The sequence below is a fragment of the Neorhizobium sp. USDA 3394 genome, from assembly GCF_056280385.1.
Window position 1 is genome coordinate 1,524,552 of the sequence record NZ_JBWCDU010000001.1, and the last position, 18,173, is coordinate 1,542,724.

Annotated in this window: 16 protein-coding genes; 11 read left to right on the plus strand and 5 right to left on the minus strand. The window is 60.1% G+C overall.

The features are described 5' to 3' along the window. The first annotated feature begins 314 nt into the window (after positions 1-314). From ACZ9EJ_RS07155 to ACZ9EJ_RS07170, 4 genes are read left to right on the plus strand one after another with little or no spacing between them, the layout of a single operon-like run. Entirely contained in the window at positions 315-962 is a 648-nt protein-coding gene (locus ACZ9EJ_RS07155; protein ID WP_046639279.1) for a DNA methyltransferase, read from the plus strand. Next, a complete protein-coding gene (locus tag ACZ9EJ_RS07160) occupies positions 959-2,554 on the plus strand; it encodes an Eco57I restriction-modification methylase domain-containing protein (protein ID WP_476098887.1) in 1,596 nt (531 codons plus the stop codon). Before ACZ9EJ_RS07155 ends, ACZ9EJ_RS07160 begins: the two co-directional genes overlap by 4 nt. Further along, positions 2,547-5,504 carry a restriction endonuclease gene (locus ACZ9EJ_RS07165; protein WP_476098889.1) on the plus strand — a complete coding sequence of 986 codons (2,958 nt, stop codon included), beginning with the start codon at positions 2,547-2,549 and terminating at the stop codon, positions 5,502-5,504. The genes ACZ9EJ_RS07160 and ACZ9EJ_RS07165 overlap by 8 nt, the downstream gene beginning before the upstream one ends. After that, positions 5,497-6,117 (plus strand): hypothetical protein, encoded by a 621-nt coding sequence (locus ACZ9EJ_RS07170; RefSeq protein ID WP_046642373.1) that lies wholly within the window; start codon positions 5,497-5,499, stop codon positions 6,115-6,117. The genes ACZ9EJ_RS07165 and ACZ9EJ_RS07170 overlap by 8 nt, the downstream gene beginning before the upstream one ends. 253 nt (positions 6,118-6,370) lie before the next feature. Here the strand turns inward: ACZ9EJ_RS07170 and ACZ9EJ_RS07175 are convergent, their stop codons facing one another. Together ACZ9EJ_RS07175 and ACZ9EJ_RS07180 are read right to left on the minus strand one after the other, a co-directional pair. Further along, the gene (locus tag ACZ9EJ_RS07175) at positions 6,371-7,519 is read right to left on the minus strand and encodes an HPP family protein (protein WP_046642388.1); all 1,149 of its coding nucleotides are present in this window, start codon (positions 7,517-7,519) and stop codon (positions 6,371-6,373) included. A 105-nt stretch (positions 7,520-7,624) separates the two neighbouring features. Continuing rightward, a complete protein-coding gene (locus tag ACZ9EJ_RS07180; protein WP_046642374.1) occupies positions 7,625-8,254 on the minus strand; it encodes a MarC family protein in 630 nt (209 codons plus the stop codon). 227 nt (positions 8,255-8,481) lie between these two features. On the opposite strand from ACZ9EJ_RS07180, the gene gyrA reads away from it, so the two are divergent. Further along, positions 8,482-11,298, plus strand: a complete 2,817-nt coding sequence (gene gyrA, locus ACZ9EJ_RS07185; protein WP_046642375.1) for a DNA gyrase subunit A — start codon at positions 8,482-8,484, stop codon at positions 11,296-11,298. Positions 11,299-11,435: 137 nt separating this feature from the next. On the opposite strand, the gene ACZ9EJ_RS07190 is transcribed toward gyrA, so the two are convergent. Together ACZ9EJ_RS07190 and ACZ9EJ_RS07195 are read right to left on the minus strand one after the other, a co-directional pair. After that, entirely contained in the window at positions 11,436-11,573 is a 138-nt protein-coding gene (locus ACZ9EJ_RS07190; protein ID WP_250813592.1) for a hypothetical protein, read from the minus strand. A gap of 35 nt (positions 11,574-11,608) precedes the next feature. Continuing rightward, positions 11,609-11,764, minus strand: coding sequence for a hypothetical protein (locus ACZ9EJ_RS07195; RefSeq protein WP_155414821.1), 156 nt, complete (start codon positions 11,762-11,764; stop codon positions 11,609-11,611). A 436-nt stretch (positions 11,765-12,200) separates the two neighbouring features. Here ACZ9EJ_RS07195 and coaD point away from each other — a divergent pair, with 436 nt between their 5' ends. The 5 genes from coaD to tgt all read left to right on the plus strand — a co-directional run bounded on the left by coaD (position 12,201) and on the right by tgt (position 16,152). Beyond that, on the plus strand, positions 12,201-12,695 hold the full coding sequence (gene coaD, locus ACZ9EJ_RS07200; protein WP_046626166.1) for a pantetheine-phosphate adenylyltransferase: 495 nt from the start codon (positions 12,201-12,203) through the stop codon (positions 12,693-12,695). A 27-nt stretch (positions 12,696-12,722) separates the two neighbouring features. After that, entirely contained in the window at positions 12,723-13,295 is a 573-nt protein-coding gene (locus tag ACZ9EJ_RS07205; RefSeq protein WP_046626168.1) for a peptidylprolyl isomerase, read from the plus strand. 70 nt (positions 13,296-13,365) lie between these two features. After that, on the plus strand, positions 13,366-13,875 hold the full coding sequence (locus ACZ9EJ_RS07210; RefSeq protein WP_037087028.1) for a peptidylprolyl isomerase: 510 nt from the start codon (positions 13,366-13,368) through the stop codon (positions 13,873-13,875). Positions 13,876-13,939: 64 nt separating this feature from the next. Then, positions 13,940-15,025 (plus strand): tRNA preQ1(34) S-adenosylmethionine ribosyltransferase-isomerase QueA, encoded by a 1,086-nt coding sequence (gene queA, locus ACZ9EJ_RS07215; protein ID WP_046642376.1) that lies wholly within the window; start codon positions 13,940-13,942, stop codon positions 15,023-15,025. Then, the gene (tgt, locus tag ACZ9EJ_RS07220) at positions 15,022-16,152 is read left to right on the plus strand and encodes a tRNA guanosine(34) transglycosylase Tgt (RefSeq protein WP_038586869.1); all 1,131 of its coding nucleotides are present in this window, start codon (positions 15,022-15,024) and stop codon (positions 16,150-16,152) included. The genes queA and tgt overlap by 4 nt, the downstream gene beginning before the upstream one ends. 10 nt (positions 16,153-16,162) lie before the next feature. On the opposite strand, the gene ACZ9EJ_RS07225 is transcribed toward tgt, so the two are convergent. Then, complete coding sequence (locus ACZ9EJ_RS07225; protein ID WP_046626176.1) at positions 16,163-16,588, minus strand: DUF4864 domain-containing protein; 426 nt, start codon at positions 16,586-16,588, stop codon at positions 16,163-16,165. 284 nt (positions 16,589-16,872) lie between these two features. Between ACZ9EJ_RS07225 and ACZ9EJ_RS07230 the strand changes: the two genes are divergently transcribed. Next, the gene (locus ACZ9EJ_RS07230) at positions 16,873-18,054 is read left to right on the plus strand and encodes an MFS transporter (RefSeq protein WP_251089876.1); all 1,182 of its coding nucleotides are present in this window, start codon (positions 16,873-16,875) and stop codon (positions 18,052-18,054) included. Positions 18,055-18,173: the final 119 nt, after the last annotated feature.

The following is an 18,173-nucleotide window of genomic DNA, read 5'->3' on the forward strand; positions in this document are numbered from 1 at the left end:
TCCGTACGCTCTGGTCGCGCTCGACGACTTTGTGTGACGTCTTAGGAAGAGGTCGGGCAACCTCCTGTGGCTGCTCGGCGTCGGAGCGTCGGCGACACCGGAAATCCCAACTGCAGGCGAGATGATGCGGGAGTTCAAGTAAACCCTGTACGTCAGTCGGAGAAAGGTATCCACTAACGCCGCCCACATGATGCAGACGTGGCGCCCGGAGTTGCTCCGCAGATATTTCCACGATGTGGTAGAGGTAGGCCGCGTAATCGATAGCCGCGAGCCGATAATTTTTCTACAAGGATGCCTCTATTGGGGATATCGTAATGAGTCTTATCAAGTCCAGAAAGCGCGTTGCCGATCATGGAGAGGTGTTCACGCCGCCCTGGCTGGTTGAAACTATGCTCGATCTCGTCAAGGGCGAGACCGAGCGCATCGACTCTCGCTTTCTGGAACCCGCCTGCGGCAGCGGTAATTTTCTCGTTCCCATCCTGCAACGCAAACTCGCCGCTGTGGAGCTAAAGTTCGGCAAGTCCGAATTCGAGAAGCGTCACTATGCCCTGCTTGCGTTGATGTGCGCCTACGGGATTGAGCTTTTGGCAGACAACATCGCTGAATGCCGCGCGAATATGCTGGAAGTGTTCGCCGACTACCTGAAGCTGGACGAGGCGGACGAGCTCTACCACGCAGCCTCCTTCGTCTTGTCGCACAATCTCGTTCATGGCGACGCCATGACCATGCGCGATACGGAAGGCGCACCGATCCGCGTGGTGGAGTGGGGCTATCTCGGCAAGGGCAAGTTCCAGCGACGGGATTTCCGGCTTGATGTACTGACAGGTATGGCAAGTTTCAGCGCTGAAGACTCGTTGTTTGCTCATCTCGGCAAGCACGAAATATTCACGCCAGCCAGAGTATATCCTCCCTCGACAGTGCGCGATCTGGCGGGCGGAGATAGTTCGGGGGAAGCCGCATGACCGAACAGGCAGGGTTTACGCTGCGGGGGCGCAACCCCGATGTCCTGACCTGCATCGCCAACCTTTCCAACGACGAAGTGTTCACTCCGCCAGAGTTCGCCAAGCAGATGCTCGACACGTTAGCCGAGGCATGGGCGGCGAACAACGGTGGCGCGAATATATGGGCCGATAGTTCGATTCGCTTCCTTGACCCGTTCACTAAGTCCGGCGTGTTCCTGCGGGAAATCGCCACGCGGCTGATCGTTGGGCTGGCGGAGGAAATCCCCGAACTGCAAACGAGGGTTGATCATATCCTGACCAGGCAGGTATTCGGCATCGGCATCACGATGTTAACCAGCTTGCTCGCGCGGCGCAGCCTCTATTGCTCCAAACACGCCAACGGCGGACATTCGGTCGCCAAAAGTTTTACCTGCGATGAGGGCAATATCTGGTTCGAGCGCACCGAGCATAGCTGGGATAACGGCCGGTGCGTGTTTTGTGGGGCCAGTAAGGAGGCCCTTGATCGCGGAGATGGATTTGAGACTCACGCCTACGCGTTCATTCACACCGATGACATCAAAGGCCGCATCGGCGAGGTTTTTGGAGGTAAAATGCAATTCGACGTTATCATCGGGAACCCGCCGTATCAAATGACGGGTGGCGGCGGCGGAAGCAATGACTCCCCCATCTACCAGATGTTTGTTCAGCAGGCCGTGAATTTGGAGCCGAAGTACCTTTGCATGGTTATACCTTCCCGTTGGATGGCCGGCGGTCGTGGACTCGGCGAGTTCCGCGCCGAGTTTCTCGGCGACCAACGTATCCGCACCCTTGTCGACTACGAAAACGCGAAGGATGCTTTCCCTACTGTCGGCATCGGTGGCGGCATTTGCTACTTCCTATGGAACCGTGACAATCCTGGGCCGTGTGAAAGCACCTATCATCGAAATGGCATGACGATTGGGCCGCATCCACGAGAATTGGACGAGTTCGATGTATTTGTTCGTGACAAGCGAGCCGTCGATATCCTGCACAAGGTGCTGGCGGCCGGGGAGCGGCCCTTCGAGGAACTTGTCAGCGGAGATACGCCTTTCGGATTGGCTACGAATTTCACGAGCTACATTCGGGATACGATCCCAAACGATAAGCAGGTAAAATTGTACGCTAACATCGCGACGAAACGGGTCCATGGGGCGATGGAGCGCGAGGCGATCACCAAAAACACTCAGTTGATTGACGTTTGGAAATTGTTTCTCCCTGTCGCTGGTTCAGGCCGTGAGCGCGAGAGAAGCGGCGTGGACATTGTTCTAGGCCCATCAATCATCGGCGAACCGGGATCTGTATGCACCCAAACTTATCTTGTCGCCGGTCCTTTGATGTCAAAGGATGAAGCGGAGAGCGTTGAGTCCTATCTGCGAACGAGACTGGCGAGGTTCCTTATCTCGCTCCGCAAGCCAGCGCAGCACGTTTTCCGGGGAATGTATCGCTGGGTTCCCGTCCAACAATGGAACCTGAAATGGACCGACGCCGCCCTTTACGAGAGATATGGCATCACCGATAATGAGATCGCCTTCATCGCACAGATGATCCGTCCGATGGGCTCGGGCGATGAATAAGCCTACCATTGAAGAAATCCTTACTCCCAAACCGGACGCGCGTCCGCGCATCTATGCTTATGCCATCGCCGACGCGGCGCACGCTGGATTGCTCAAGGTCGGCCAGACCACACGCGACGTTAGGCAGCGCGTAGCCGAACAACTCAAGACCGCCGCGATCGCCAACTATACCATCGAACTCGATGAAGCCGCCGAGCGCGACGATGGCGGCATCATCTCCGATCATGCCATACGACAGGCGCTCAAGCGCAAGGGTTTCCACAACCCGATGCTGGAGTGGGTTCGGTGCACTGTCGCAGATGTGAAAACCGTGCTGACCGAACTACGGGCGGGTCAGCAATTCACAGGGACGCACCACGAAACCTTTCCGCCGCGCGATGAACAGAAGGCGGCGGTGGAACAGACCTATGCCTACTATCAATCCCGCTGGCAGCAGGACGCGGACGCCGTTCCGCGCTTCCTCTGGAACGCGAAGATGCGTTTCGGCAAGACATTCACCACCTACCAGCTTGCCAAGAAACTCGGTGTAAAGAGGGTGCTGGTGCTAACCTTCAAGCCTGCCGTCGAGGATGCTTGGCAGACCGACCTCGAATCGCATGCCGATTTCGACGGTTGGCAATACATGTCACGGAACGCGGCTGGTGACCCGCGCGCAGTACCGGCAGCGACGCCGCTGGTTTATTTCGGCTCATTCCAGGACCTTCTCGGACGCGACAAGGCGGGTAACATCAAGCCGCGGAATGAATGGATTCACACGATCGATTGGGACATTGTGGCGTTCGATGAATACCATTTCGGCGCGTGGCGCGACACCGCCAGGGAGTTGTTTGAGGGCGAGGATGCGGCGGTCGCTAAACAGGAAACCGGTCTCGAATACGCCTCTGCTCTGGATGAGGTGAACGAAGACCTCGGCGTGCTTTCGGAGAGTGAGGTCGAATTCCTGCCTATCACTACGCGCGCCTATCTCTATCTCTCTGGCACGCCCTTCAAGGCGCTGGCGACAGGCGAGTTTATTGAGGAACAGATATTCAACTGGACCTACACGAATGAACAGCGCGCTAAGGCCGACTTTGCTGAGAAGAATCCGGGAAAGCGCAACCCCTATGGCGCGCTCCCGCAAATGCGGCTTTTAACCTACCAGATGCCCGACGAGTTGCTTGCAATCGCCAGCGCCGGGGAGTTCGATGAATTTGACCTCAACGCGTTCTTTTCCGCCACCGGCCCAGGTCAGACGGCGACATTCAAGCATAAAACAGATGTGCAGAAATGGCTCGATATCATCCGCGGCGGTCATGCGTCCCAAGCGGTGGAGAGCCTGAAATCTGGCACGCGGCCGCCATTCCCGTATTCGGACGTGCGGCTGCTTCCCTACCTGCAACATTCATTCTGGTTTCTGCCCAACGTCGCCGCCTGCCACGCGATGGCGAACCTGCTGGCGGAGCGGCAGAATGCCTTCTGGCACGATTACAGGGTGATCGTCGCGGCGGGAACATCCGCTGGGATCGGACTCGAAGCCTTGCCGCCCGTCCGGCGGGCCGTCGGCAGCGGTTTCGACACGAAGACCATCACACTTTCCTGCGGCAAGTTGACCACCGGCGTAACGGTGGCGCAGTGGTCCTCGATCCTAATGCTGCGCAATTTGAAGTCCCCGGAGACTTATTTTCAGGCGGCGTTCCGGGTACAATCTCCCTGGTCGATCAAGAATCCCAACGGCGATAACCCGAATGAGGAAGAAATCCTCAAGCCCGTTTGCTTCGTGTTCGACTTCGCGCCGACACGCGCGCTGCGGCAGTTGTCGGAATATGGCATCGGCCTTTCTCCTGGCGAACCGAATCCGGAAAATGCGGTGCGGGAGCTTGTCTCATTCCTGCCAGTGCTGGCCTATGACGGCGCGAACATGACGCAGATCGACGCTGGCGGCATTCTGGACATTGCGATGGCAGGAACTTCGGCGACGTTGCTTGCCCGCAAGTGGGAATCGGCGCTGCTGGTGAACGTGGACAACGCTACACTCGCCCGCGTTCTCAATGATCCCGATGCGATGGCAGCCGTCGAGCGTATCGAGGGCTGGCGGGCGCTTGGCGACAACATAATCGAAACGATCATCAACAAGAGCGACAGGGTCAAGGAGCTCAGGAACAAGGCGAAGGAAGGCGAGCTTACCGCAAAAGAGAAGAAAGAGCTAAGCGACGAGGAAAAGGAATATAAATCCAAACGTAAGCTCGTGCAGGAAAAGCTCATAAAATTCGCCACCCGGATCCCGGCCTTCATGTATCTCACGGACTTCCGCGAAAACACACTTCAGGATGTTATCACCAAGATCGAACCGGACCTTTTCCGGACTGTGACTGGTTTGACCGTCGCCGATTTCCACCTCCTAGTGAGATTGAAGGTGTTCAATACCGAGCGGATGAACGAAGCCGTCTTCGCGTTCCGCCGATATGAAGATGCTTCGCTACGCTACACGGGTATCGAGAGCCATGAAGGCTTGAGGCACTACGGTCTCTACGACACCGTTGTGGCGATTGAGCCGGACGTGAGTCTTGAGGAGATCAGGGAGGTATATCGAAGTAACTGGGGCCAACTCCCGGTTGGCTCGGTGTGCCTTGATATCATCGACTTCCTAGCATCCAGGCCGCTCGATCAACTTCAGTTCCTCACCTTCACGACGCTCTCCGAGGCGGCGGGCAGGGAAGCTATCGACACGGATGTCCTTGCTGCTGTGAACCTGCTGACTGGATCCAGGACCCCGGTGTTGAAGGTGCATGCCATGCTCGTCGACGAGGACGATGCCGAGTATGAGCTGTCGCTCGAGGACTTCACGGAGGCGCGACGGACCGGCGTGCTGAGACATCCGGAAACCGGAGCGTTAGTTCGAGATTTCGAATCCCGTGTCATACCGTTCTTCGCGCCGACCGAAGAGCTGCAACGTGAGCTTACAGATGCCTGATCTCAAGGATTCTATCGCGTTCATCAAGGCCTCGCTAAGCCACTCGACACCTGCTCAGATAATGCTCGACATGATAATGGCGACTGCACATGAACAGCGCCTGACACTGGTCGAGCGGGCAGTGGATTGGGTGGCTCAGGAGTTCGTGAAGACAAGTCATGTCCGGCAGACGATGGGCGAGGACACCCTGACTGTCGAGATCGTCACGTCGATGAAGGCGATGGGCTTCCAGGCCGCGCACGACACGCAGTACGGCGGCCACTGCGATATCGTCGTCGAGGCCCGAGACGATTTCCTTTGGATCGCCGAGGCAAAGAAGCACAAGGACTACGACTGGCTGCTAGCAGGGTTCGAGCAGCTCGACCGTAGATATAGCACAGGCCTTGCGGGTCAGGATGCCGGGGAGTTGATTATCTACTGCTTCGGGGCTAGGGCGGATCTCGTCCTTTCAGAATACCAGTCAAGGCTCGCTGTCGCACGGAAGGATGTCAGGTTCGACGGCGCCATAACACAAGGACTGTTCCGGCGATCGGTCCATACCCACATCAACACGGGACGGGACTTCCAGGTCCGGCATTTGATCGTGCCCCTCTACTTCAACCCTACCAAGTAGCAGGGCGCAGGTCAGGAATAGGCTGTATGCACAGCCTCACGCCCGGTCTCAGCCGTTTTGTAAACTACAGGCGCGTTTTTGGCCTGGAATCCGATCATATATTTACATTTTAGCGGAACGACGTGATGACTATTCCTGTAGGAACCTGATATTGCTGCTATTCTCTCTCTCAGTTTACAGTTTCATTCCCTATTACCGTTCTGATCGGTCGCCCGGCATCTATTTATAAAACGGCAGCTGCCTGAATTGTCGATCAGGCGGCCGCCTTGTCGGCGAGCATCGCGACCAGGACGTCCGATTGCGATAGAATGCCGACCAGTTTGTTGTTCTCCCGGGTTACCGGCAGGTAGTGCAGGCCCTCTTCGGCGAAGATGACAATCGCGTCTGCGATCGGCGTGTTCGGGCGAACCGTTTTGACCGGCGCTGTCATGATGTCCTTGACCGTGTCGTTCGGCGCGCTGGCACCCGACAGGACGAGGCGCAGGCGCTGTGCAAATCCGATCCTCGGCCTGCCTCTCGTCCAGTTCGCCTTGTCGAGGAAATCGGTCTGGGTGACGATGCCAACCACTTCCGCCCTGTCGTTGGTGACCGGCAACGCCTTGAAATGGTGGGCACGCATCAGGTCGTGTGCCTCCTTGAGCGAATTGTCGGGTGCCACCGCCACCACATCGCGTGACATGATGCTGGCGCAATCGAGATGGCCGGCGCGCCGGCGATAGGAGCGCAGTTCCGTCCGCCGCAGGATCGTTTCGAGGTCGTCGCGGTCGATATCCAGGAACTCGTCGTATTCTTTCAGGACATCGTCGAGGTCGGCGGAGGTAAAGCCGATGCGCTGGATCGAGGCCGGATCGGTCGTGCGGTGATCGGCTGCCGTCGGCTTGGCCGCGTGCGGGTATCGGCGGCCCGTCAGATTGTTGAAGGCGAGCGCGAGCAGCAGCAGGGCCAGCGAATTGCCGGCGACAGGCCAGATCACGAAACCATATCCGAGTTCGTGGATAACCGGTCCGCCCAAGACCGCGGTCAGGGCGATCGCCCCGCTCGGGGGATGCAGGCATCGAAGGGTCATCATCGCGGCGATGGCAACGCCGATTGCCACCGCAGAGGCCAGGAAGGGGTCGGGTATCGAAAGCGCGGCAGTCACCCCGACAAGGGCGGCGACGATATTGCCGCCAAGGATCGACCAGGGCTGGGCAAGCGGGCTGGAAGGCACTGCAAACAGCAATACGGCCGAAGCTCCCATGGGGGCGACCAGCGCCGGAAGCGTAGCATCCGCCTTCAAAGCCAGACTTCCCAGCAACCCCGTCACCAGTATCCCCAAGAGCGCGCCAAGTGCTGCGCGCAGTCTTTCCCTGGGGCTGACGGGAGTGGCTTCCGGCAGGAGCCGGCGCAACAGGCGGCGCATCATGAAGACCTTCGATTGAGGTGAGATGAATCGCGTTTTAGCAGAAAATTCCACTCTGTCGTGCGGTCTTGCCCAAGGCTGGATCTCACCCGAAGACCGCGAGCCTTAGAGATTGAAGGCCGAGCGCACCCCGTCGACCACGAACTGAACGGAGAGCGCCGCGAGGATCACGCCTAGCAGGCGGGTGAGGATCGCCCTTCCGGTGACGCCGAGAAAACGGTCGAGCCGTTCGGCGACCAGAAGCGTTGCGTAGACGAGCAGCATGATCAGCGCGATGACGCCGATGAAAAGCGCGCGGTCGAGGACGCCGGGCAGGGTGCCGGAAAGCAGGACGGTGGCCGAGATCGCGCCCGGTCCGGCAATCAGCGGCAGCGCCAGCGGAAACACCGCGATATTGTGGATGTGGTCGATAGTGATCGCGGCCTGGGATGTCTTCTCCTTCCGCTCCTGGCGTTTTTCGAACACCATTTCGAAGGAGATCCAGAAGAGCAGCAGGCCGCCGGCAATACGGAAGGCACCGATCGATATCCCGAGCATCCCGAGCACGCTCGAACCGAACAGGGCGAAGACGGCGAGGATGCCGAAGGCGATCAGCGATCCGCGGAAGGCGACCTGGCGGCGCTGGACGGCGGTCATGCCGACGGTCAGGCCCAGAAAGACCGGCGCGAGCCCCGGCGGATCGAGTGTCACGAGCATCGTGGTCAGGGCATTGACCAGCATATCGGGGGTCGCCATATCGTCTCCCTGTCAGGCTGCAATCCTTGCAGTCGCATGCGAAGATTGTTAGGACAGGCCGGCAGCGAAAGAAAGCCCACCCCATAAGCGTCGCGGCATGTTTCGACCTCGTTCAAAAGCCGTGTTAAAGCCGCAAAAGCTGTTCAAAACCATTGTGGAAATTGGCGCTCGGAACCGCTTTCCGCTATAAAAAAGAAACTGATTCCGAACAGAGATCGTGATCCGATTTGACTGAGCAAAGCACACCCGGCGGCGGAAAGCTGCCTCCAGGCATCGAACCCATTTCCATCATGGAAGAGATGCAGCGGTCGTACCTCGATTACGCCATGAGCGTCATCGTCAGCCGCGCCCTTCCTGACGTCCGCGACGGATTGAAGCCGGTCCACCGGCGAATCCTCTACGGCATGTCGGAACTCGGCATCGACTGGAACAAGAAATACGTCAAATGCGCCCGTGTCACCGGGGACGTGATGGGTAAATTCCATCCCCACGGCAACTCGGCGATCTATGACGCGCTGGCGCGCATGGCGCAGGACTGGTCGCTCCGCCTGCCGCTGATCGATGGTCAGGGCAATTTCGGTTCGATCGACGGCGACCCGCCGGCGGCCGAGCGTTACACCGAGTGCCGCCTCGAGAAAGCGGCACATGCGCTGCTCGACGACCTCGACAAGGAAACGGTCGATTTCCGCGACAACTACGACGGCACGCTGTCCGAGCCTGTCGTGGTGCCGGCGAAATTCCCGAACCTTCTGGTCAACGGCGCAGGCGGCATCGCCGTCGGCATGGCGACCAACATCCCGCCGCACAATCTGGTGGAAGTGATTAACGGCTGCATCGCCCTGATCGACAACCCGGCGATCGAACTGCCGGAAATGATGGAGATCATTCCCGGTCCGGACTTTCCGACAGGCGCATTGATCCTCGGGCGGGCCGGTATCCGTTCCGCCTACGAGACCGGTCGCGGCTCGGTCATCATGCGCGGCGTCGCGGCAATCGAGCCGATGCGTGGCGATCGCGAGCAGATCATCATCACCGAAGTTCCCTTCCAGGTGAACAAGGCGACCATGGTCGAGAAGATCGGCGAACTGGTGCGCGAAAAGCGTATCGAGGGTATTTCCGACCTGCGCGACGAATCCGACCGCCAGGGCTACCGGGTCGTCGTCGAGCTGAAGCGCGATGCCAATGCCGACGTGATCCTTAACCAGCTCTATCGCTACACACCGCTGCAGACCTCCTTCGGCTGCAACATGGTGGCGCTGAACGGCGGCAAGCCGGAACAGCTCGCGCTGCTCGACATGCTGCGCGCCTTCGTGTCCTTCCGCGAGGAAGTGGTTAGCCGGCGCACGAAATACCTGCTGCGCAAGGCTCGCGAACGCGCCCACGTCCTGGTGGGCCTGGCGATCGCGGTCGCCAATATCGACGAGATCATTCTCCTGATCCGCCGCGCGCCGGATCCGCAGACGGCGCGCGAGCAGTTGATGACCCGTCGTTGGCCGGCTCAGGACGTCGATGCGCTGATCCGCCTTATCGACGATCCGCGCCACAGGATCAATGAAGACGGCACCTACAATCTCTCCGAGGAACAGGCGCGCGCCATCCTCGAGCTCCGTCTCGCCCGCCTGACGGCACTTGGCCGTGACGAAATCGGCGACGAACTCAACAAGATCGGCGCCGAAATCAGCGACTATCTCGACATCCTGTCGTCGCGCCTGCGCATCCAGACGATCGTCAAGGAAGAGCTCGCTGCCGTGCGCGACGAATTCGGCACGCCGCGCCGCACGCAGATTCTCGATGCCGGCCTGGAAATGGACGATGAGGATCTCATCGCCCGCGAGGACATGGTCGTCACCGTTTCGCATCTCGGTTACATCAAGCGCGTCACGCTCGGCACCTATCGCGCCCAGCGTCGCGGCGGCAAGGGCCGTTCCGGCATGGCGACGCGCGACGAGGATTTCGTCACGCGCCTGTTCGTGGCCAACACCCACACGCCGGTTCTGTTCTTCTCCTCGCGCGGCATCGTCTATAAGGAAAAGGTCTGGCGCCTGCCGATCGGCACGCCGCAGTCCCGCGGCAAGGCGCTGATCAACATGCTGCCGCTGGAGCCGGGCGAACGCATCACCACGATCATGCCGCTGCCCGAGGACGAAACGACCTGGGAAAACCTGGACGTGATGTTCTCGACGACCCGCGGCACCGTTCGCCGCAACAAGCTGTCGGACTTCGTCCAGGTCAACCGCAACGGCAAGATCGCGATGAAGCTGGAGGAAGAGGGCGACGAAATCCTCTCCGTCGAGACCTGCACCGATCAGGACGACGTGCTGCTGACCACCGCGCTCGGCCAGTGCATTCGCTTCCCCGTCGGTGACGTGCGCGTCTTTGCCGGCCGCAATTCGATCGGCGTACGCGGAATCACGCTCGGCGACAGCGACCGGATCATCTCCATGACCATTGTCGGCCATGTGGACGCAGAGCCCTGGGAGCGCGCGGCCTATCTCAAGCGTTCGGCGGCCGAACGTCGCGCCGCCGGCGTCGACGAGGAGGATATCGCTCTTGTAGGTGAGGAAGTCACCGAGGAGGGACAGCTCTCCGACGACCGTTACGAGGAACTTAAGGCCCGCGAGCAGTTCGTGCTGACGGTTTCCGAAAAGGGCTTCGGCAAGCGGTCGTCTTCCTACGACTTCCGCACCTCGGGCCGCGGCGGCAAGGGCATCCGCGCCACCGATACGTCCAAGACAGCGGAGATCGGCGAACTCGTCGCCGCCTTCCCGATCGAGGACAACGACCAGATCATGCTCGTCTCCGACGGCGGCGTGCTGATCCGCGTGCCGGTCAACGGCATCCGCATCGCCAGCCGCGCCACGAAGGGCGTCACGATCTTCTCGACTGCCAAGGACGAAAAGGTTGTCTCGGTCGAGCGTATCAGCGAGCCGGAAGGCGAAGAGGAAAACGGCAACGGCCTGCCGGAGGAAATCACCAGCGAGACCGGTGATCTGGGCGCAGCCGCCCCGGAAGCTGACCCGACGGACGAGGGTGCGGCGGAATAAGCCGCACCTCAATCAAAAGCCTGGCAAAATAAAAAGCCGGAGGATGAAATCCTCCGGCTTTTGTTTGAACCGCTTGCGACGGGAAAGTCTGCGGGAACGCGGTTCGCTACCGTCAAATCGTCAAATCGGGCAATCGGTCAGAACACGCTGTGGCGGCGCGAGAAATCCCTGAAATCCTTCATGTCGGCGCGTTCGCGCCGGAGTTCGGAAATCGTTGAGGCCACGGAAGCCACGAACATGATGCTGATCAAACCTGCAAGTACTGTCAACGTCACGAACATGGGGTTCCTTTCTCGTCCGTGTATCCGCCTCAGTAGTACGAGAGATCGCTATAACGGCCCGTTACCTGCGGATAATTCAGATCTGCCAATTGGGATTTATCTTGATAAAGGGTTACCGTTGCCGTCAGCATCACCGCAATCATGGCCGTCCAGACCAGGTTGATCATGGTGATCTTGTCCAGCATGATCGTTTTCCTTCTCGCGATCATCGCCATCTGTCCTTCTTGTTAGCCTGAACGCGCATCGCGCAAACAGGTTCCACCGCATTTTGAGAGTTACTTAACCGTGTGGCTCTGAAGCGTCCTTGAATGCTCTGTTCATCTGGCGTTCAGAATTCAGAGTCTTTTTCAGGCTTATTCCGGTCCGAAGGCGACTACGAAGGCCTCCAATGCAAAAGCGAGAACCACGGCTCCCAACACCATCAAAGCCAGCATTTGTCGTCGTTTCTCCCGAGATACGCACGGGTCTTTGGCCCGCCACGATCGTCATAAGACCACAGCGCCGCTGAAACGCCCTTGAACGGACAATTCATCTTTCGTTCATAATTGGGAGATGCTTGCGGTTGGGCGGCTTCCATGACAAAAGGCGTGGAATTTCGCTGAAACAGGTCCGGACCTCGGCATGACCACCGCTTTTTATCCCGGTTCTTTCGATCCGATGACCCATGGCCATCTGGACGTGCTCGTCCAGGCGCTGAATGTCGCGGACAAGGTGATCGTCGCGATCGGCATTCATCCGGGCAAGGTGCCGATGTTCACCTTCGAGGAACGGGCGGAACTCATCAGCGCCTCGCTTGCCGAAGCGCTGCCGGGCAGGGCCGGCCACGTTTCCGTCGTTTCCTTCGACAAGCTGGTGGTTGATGCCGCGCGCGCCAACGGCGCAAGCCTGTTGATCCGCGGCCTGCGGGACGGCACCGATCTCGACTACGAAATGCAGATGGCAGGCATGAACCGGCAGATGGCGCCGGATATCCAGACTGTCTTCCTGCCCGCGGGCACCGCGTCGCGGCCCATTACGGCCACATTGGTCCGGCAGATCGCGGCGATGGGCGGCGACGTCAGCGCCTTCGTGCCTGCCGCGGTCCTGAAGGCCCTGAACAACAAGCTGAAACGCTGATCGTTTCCGAACCCCGGAGATCTTTCCATGAAACTGCTTCGTCTTGCCGTCGCCGGCGCTGTCGCCCTCGCATCCATGGTCCTGCCGGCTCTTGCCGGCCCGGATGATTTCCTCACCATCCAGCTGAAGGATGGCCCGGTGGTGATCCAGCTGATGCCGGAAGTCGCCCCGAAACATGTGGCGCAGATCAAGGCGCTCGCCGCCAAGGGCGAATACGACAATGTCGTCTTCCATCGCGTCATCAACGGCTTCATGGCGCAGACGGGCGACGTGCAGTTCGGCAAGCAGGGGGGCAAGAGCTTCAACCCGGCCCGTGCCGGCATGGGCGGCTCGGAAATGCCGGATATCCCGGCGGAATTTTCGAAGGTACCGTTCGAACGCGGTATCGTCGGCATGGCGCGGTCTCAGGACCCGAATTCCGCAAACTCGCAATTCTTCATCATGTTCACCAAATATCCGAGCCTCGACGGCCAGTACACCGCCGTCGGCAAGGTCGTGTCCGGCATGGAACTGGTCGACAAGATCAAGCGCGGCCAGGGTGGCAATGGCGAAGTCACAGATCCCGACAAGATGATCAAGGTCACCGTCGGCAAGAAGTAGGCCGCAGGAATTTAACGAAGGGCGCCCCTGTCGCAGACGACAATCGGGTGCCGAATTAAGGAGAAAGCATATGGCCGAGATCAAGGATCCGGAAAACACCCTCATCATGGAAACCACCAAGGGCAAGGTCGTCATCTCGCTTCTGCCCGACCTGGCGCCGGGCCATGTCGCCCGCATCAAGGAGCTTGCCCGCGAGAAGGCTTATGACGGCGTCGTTTTCCACCGCGTCATTCCCGATTTCATGGCCCAGACCGGCGACGTGAAGTTCGGCAAGCAGGGTGGTGCGGACTTCAACCCGGCCCGCGCCGGCATGGGCGGTTCCGAGAAGCCGGACCTCAAGGCCGAATTCTCCGCCGTTCCGCATGTGCGCGGAACCTGCTCCATGGCCCGTTCGCAGAGCCCGAACTCCGCCAACTCGCAGTTCTTCATCTGCTTCACCGACGCGCCCTGGCTGAACAAGCAGTACACCGTGTGGGGCCAGGTCATCGAAGGCATGGACTTCATCGACCAGATCAAGAAGGGCGAGCCGGTCAAGGATCCGGATTCGATCGTTTCGGTGCGCGTCGCCGCCGACGTCTGATCTCGACAGAATGAATGGCCCGCTCCGTCTGCTGGCGGGGCGGGCTTCGCTTTTTGGAAAATCAATGCGCGTCGATCTCTTCGACTTCGATCTCCCGGAAGAAAATATAGCGCTGAGGCCCGCGAGCCCGCGTGACAGCGCCCGGCTGCTCGTCGTCAGGCCGGAAGGCGAGCCGGTGCTTGCCGATCACCGCGTGTCGGACCTGCCGGGTTTCCTGAAGCCGGGTGACGCGCTGGTCTTCAACGACACCAAGGTCATACCGGCGCAGCTCGAAGGCATCCGCCACCGCGAAGGAGCAGGCGGCCAGCAGGTTTCCGCGACGCTGCACATGCGCGTCGCACCCGATCGCTGGAAGGCCTTCGCCAAGCCTGGAAAACGCATCAAGATCGGCGACCGGATCGAATTCGGCCATGGTGGGAATGCCTGCCTGATCGGTTCGCTCGCGGCAACCGTCGAAGACAAGGGCGAGGGCGGCGAAGTCACCCTGCGCTTCGACCTTTCGGGTCCGGCGCTCGATGAGGCGATCATGTCGGTCGGGCACATTCCGCTGCCGCCTTATATCGCGGCCAAGCGCCCGGAAGATGCGCAGGACCAAAAGGACTATCAGACCATCTACGCCCGCGAGGAGGGTGCCGTCGCGGCTCCGACCGCCGGCCTGCATTTCACGTCGGAGCTTTTCTCGAGCCTCGAAGCCGCCGGTGTCGAACGGCATTTCGTGACGCTGCATGTCGGGGCAGGGACTTTCCTGCCGGTCAAGGCGGACGACACGGCCGAGCACAAGATGCACCAGGAGATCGGCCATGTCAGCGCCGAGACCGCGGCGCGGCTCAATGCGGTGAAGCACGCCGGCGGGCGAATCGTCTGCGTCGGAACCACATCGCTGCGTCTGATCGAGAGCGCCACTGCCGACGACGGCACGATAAACCCCTGGAGCGGCGCGACCGGCATCTTCATCACGCCCGGTTACCGGTTCAAGGCGGTCGATATGCTGATGACCAATTTCCATTTGCCGCGATCGACGCTGTTCATGCTGGTCTCGGCCTTCTGCGGGCTGGAGACGATGCGCGCGGCCTACGCCCATGCGATCGAAACCGGCTACCGCTTCTATTCCTATGGCGATTCCAGCCTTCTTTTCCGGGACAACCGATGACCGAGACCTTCCAGTTCAATCTCAAGGCCACCGATGGCGGCGCCCGGCTGGGCGAAATCACCATGCCGCGGGGCACGATCCGCACGCCCGCCTTCATGCCGGTCGGCACGGTCGGCACGGTCAAGGCCATGTATCTCGATCAGGTACGCGATACCGGCGCGGATATCATTCTCGGCAATACCTACCACCTGATGCTCCGCCCCGGCGCGGAGCGCGTCGCCCGGCTGGGCGGCCTGCATGAACTGATCCGCTGGAAACATCCGATCCTCACCGATAGCGGCGGCTTCCAGGTCATGTCGCTTTCGGGCTTGCGAAAGCTCGACGAAAAGGGCGTCACCTTCAAGAGCCATGTGGACGGCAGCCTGCACCACATGTCGCCGGAGCGCTCGATCGAGATCCAGGGCCTGCTCGGCTCCGACATCCAGATGCAGCTCGACGAATGCGTGGCGCTGCCGGCCGAACCGAAGGAGATCGAGCGGGCGATGGAACTCTCCCTGCGCTGGGCCGAGCGCTGCCGCGTCGCGTTCGGCGATCAGCCCGGCAAGGCGATGTTCGGCATCGTCCAGGGCGGCGACCAGCCGGAGCTTCGTATCCGTTCCGCTGAAGGCCTGAAACAGCTCGATCTCAAGGGGTATGCGGTCGGTGGGCTTGCGGTCGGCGAGCCGCAGGACGTCATGCTGAAAATGCTGGAGACGACGCTTCCGGTCCTGCCGTTCGAAAAGCCGCGTTACCTGATGGGCGTCGGCACGCCGGACGACATGCTGAAATCGGTCGCGCGCGGCATCGACATGTTCGACTGCGTCATGCCGACCCGTTCGGGCCGCCATGGGCTTGCCTTCACCCGCCGCGGCAAGGTCAATATCCGCAATGCCCGCCATGCGGAGGATATGCGGCCTCTGGATGAAGAATCGAGCTGCCCGGCCGCGCGTGACTATTCCCGCGCCTACCTACACCATCTCGTCCGCGCCGACGAAGCTCTCGGCGGCATGCTGCTCTCTTGGAACAACCTGAACTATTATCAGGATCTGATGAAGGGCATCCGCCAGGCGATCGCCGAAGGCCGGTTCGCCGATTTCTACGCCGAGACCCAGGAAATGTGGGCGAAGGGCGATATCGATCCGGTTTGACTAGAGGCTGTCAGATGCCCTGGCTGGCGGTGTTGCGGATCATCCGCACACCGTTGACCTTGTAGGACCCGTCGTCCATCAGCCGCATCTCGTAGATCGCCGTCCAATCCTTGCCTTCCTTGGCGCTGATCATCACTTCCTGCAGCACCACTTCGCCGCCGCCGATCATCTTCGAGCGGCCGAAGGCATAGTTGCCTGCGTGATAGACGGGTTCATAGGTTTTCCGCACCATGTCCAGGAACCGGTCCTTGTTCGGATAGAGGCTGCGAATCCCGGGCGAGGCGAAGGAATAGGCCTTTTCCGCGTCATCCTTCATGAGTGCGGCGATCTGGCTGGAAATCACCGCCTGGGCGTTGGCGACGGGGTCCTCGGCTTTGACGGCGGTAAAGGAACAGAGAGCGAAACTCAGAACGACTGCAAGATATCGAACCAGCATCGGGTTTTCTCCAGGGGCGAGCACCAGAAGGCTAGCGCCTTTGCGCGCAAGGAGAAGATGGCGCATGCAAATTTTTCGTGCAACGCCTTTCTTCAAGGCAAACGAATCCGAATGATTACAGAATGATGACGCCTCAAAGTGGAGGTGGCCGTTATCCGCACATTTTCGTGATGTTTCGCCCGCTGGTGGCGCAGGGCAGGGTCCCGGTATCGCCGCTTGTCGAGGAATAAGGACGCTGTCAGAAATCCGGGGGGAGTTTGATTCGCCCCGGACATGCCATTTCGATGAAAAGCCTTTTACCGCCTGCTCTGCTCTATTTCAGCAATGCGATCCTGTTCATTTCGCTGTTTACCCGTTTGCCGGCCATTCAGGGCTCGATGGGGATCGACAAGGCCGAGCTCGGTCTGGCCCTGCTGAGTGCTCCTGTCGGCACATTTCTCGCCCTGCCGCTGGCTGGCCGCATCAACGACCGTCTGACCCCGCGGCTGACGGCGCTCGTGACCTTGCCGATCTGCGCCCTGCTCAGCCCGGCGCTCACGGCCCTTCCGGTCGCCGGGTTTGTGATCTGCTTCTTTTTGTTCGGTTTTTTCCGCACGATTTTCGATGTTGCCGCCAACATGATTTCCGCCGGCATCGAGCAGCGCACCGGCCGGAAGGTGCTGTCGCGCAGCCATGGTTTCTGGTCTGTCGGCCTGCTGGTTGGATCCTTGTGTTCCGGCTTCCTGGCCGAGAAGGCGGTGACGCCCTTCGTTCAGCAGACGCTCGCTGCCGGTTTCGTCATCGTCGCCTGCCTGCTGGTCTTCTGCATTACGTCGAAGGAACAGGCATCCCAGACGCCGCCCGACCGCAAGGGTTCGGTTTACGTGCTTCCAGAGCGGACGATACTGTTGATCTGCGTCATGGTGTTCGGCCTTTGCATCGTCGAGGGCGCGATTTACGACTGGGGCATTTTTTTCCTGCGCGAACAGTTGCAGGCCGATCCGGCGATTGCCGGCGTGCTCTACGCCGCCTTCACCATCGGCATGGGGTTGACCCGGCTCTTAGGCGACATGCTGCGGGATAGTTTTGGCCCGAGGGTTCTGGTGCGTGCCTCGGCCGTTTCGGTTGCAGCCGGGATTGCGCTTCTGGTAGCGACGCCGGACCTGACGCTTGCGGGTGCGGCACTTTTCCTGATCGGCTGTGGCGTGGCGCTTGCTTTTCCGCTGGCTGTCTCGACGACGATCGCACTCGGCAAGGGCAAGCCGTCGGAAAACCTTGCGGCGCTGTCCCTGACGCTGATGCTGTCGACGATCGGCGTCCCTCCGCTGCTCGGCTTCATCGCCGAACATATAAGCCTGGTTGCGACCTTCCTCGTGCTTCTGCCCTGCGTGCTGGTCAGCTTCCTGATGGCACCGGTCGCCGAAGGCAGACGCCTGACCTGGCCGCGCGGCATCGCTGGGCCACGGCGGATAGATCAAGAGAACTAGTCTGTGGGAAAGACAGGCAGGGGCATGACCCTGCCCATAATTGGCCACAAGAGTCGGTGAGGGGTTGAGACCGCTGGCCTTAGCCGTTAGACAATGAAACCGGATTTGCCGAAAACAGG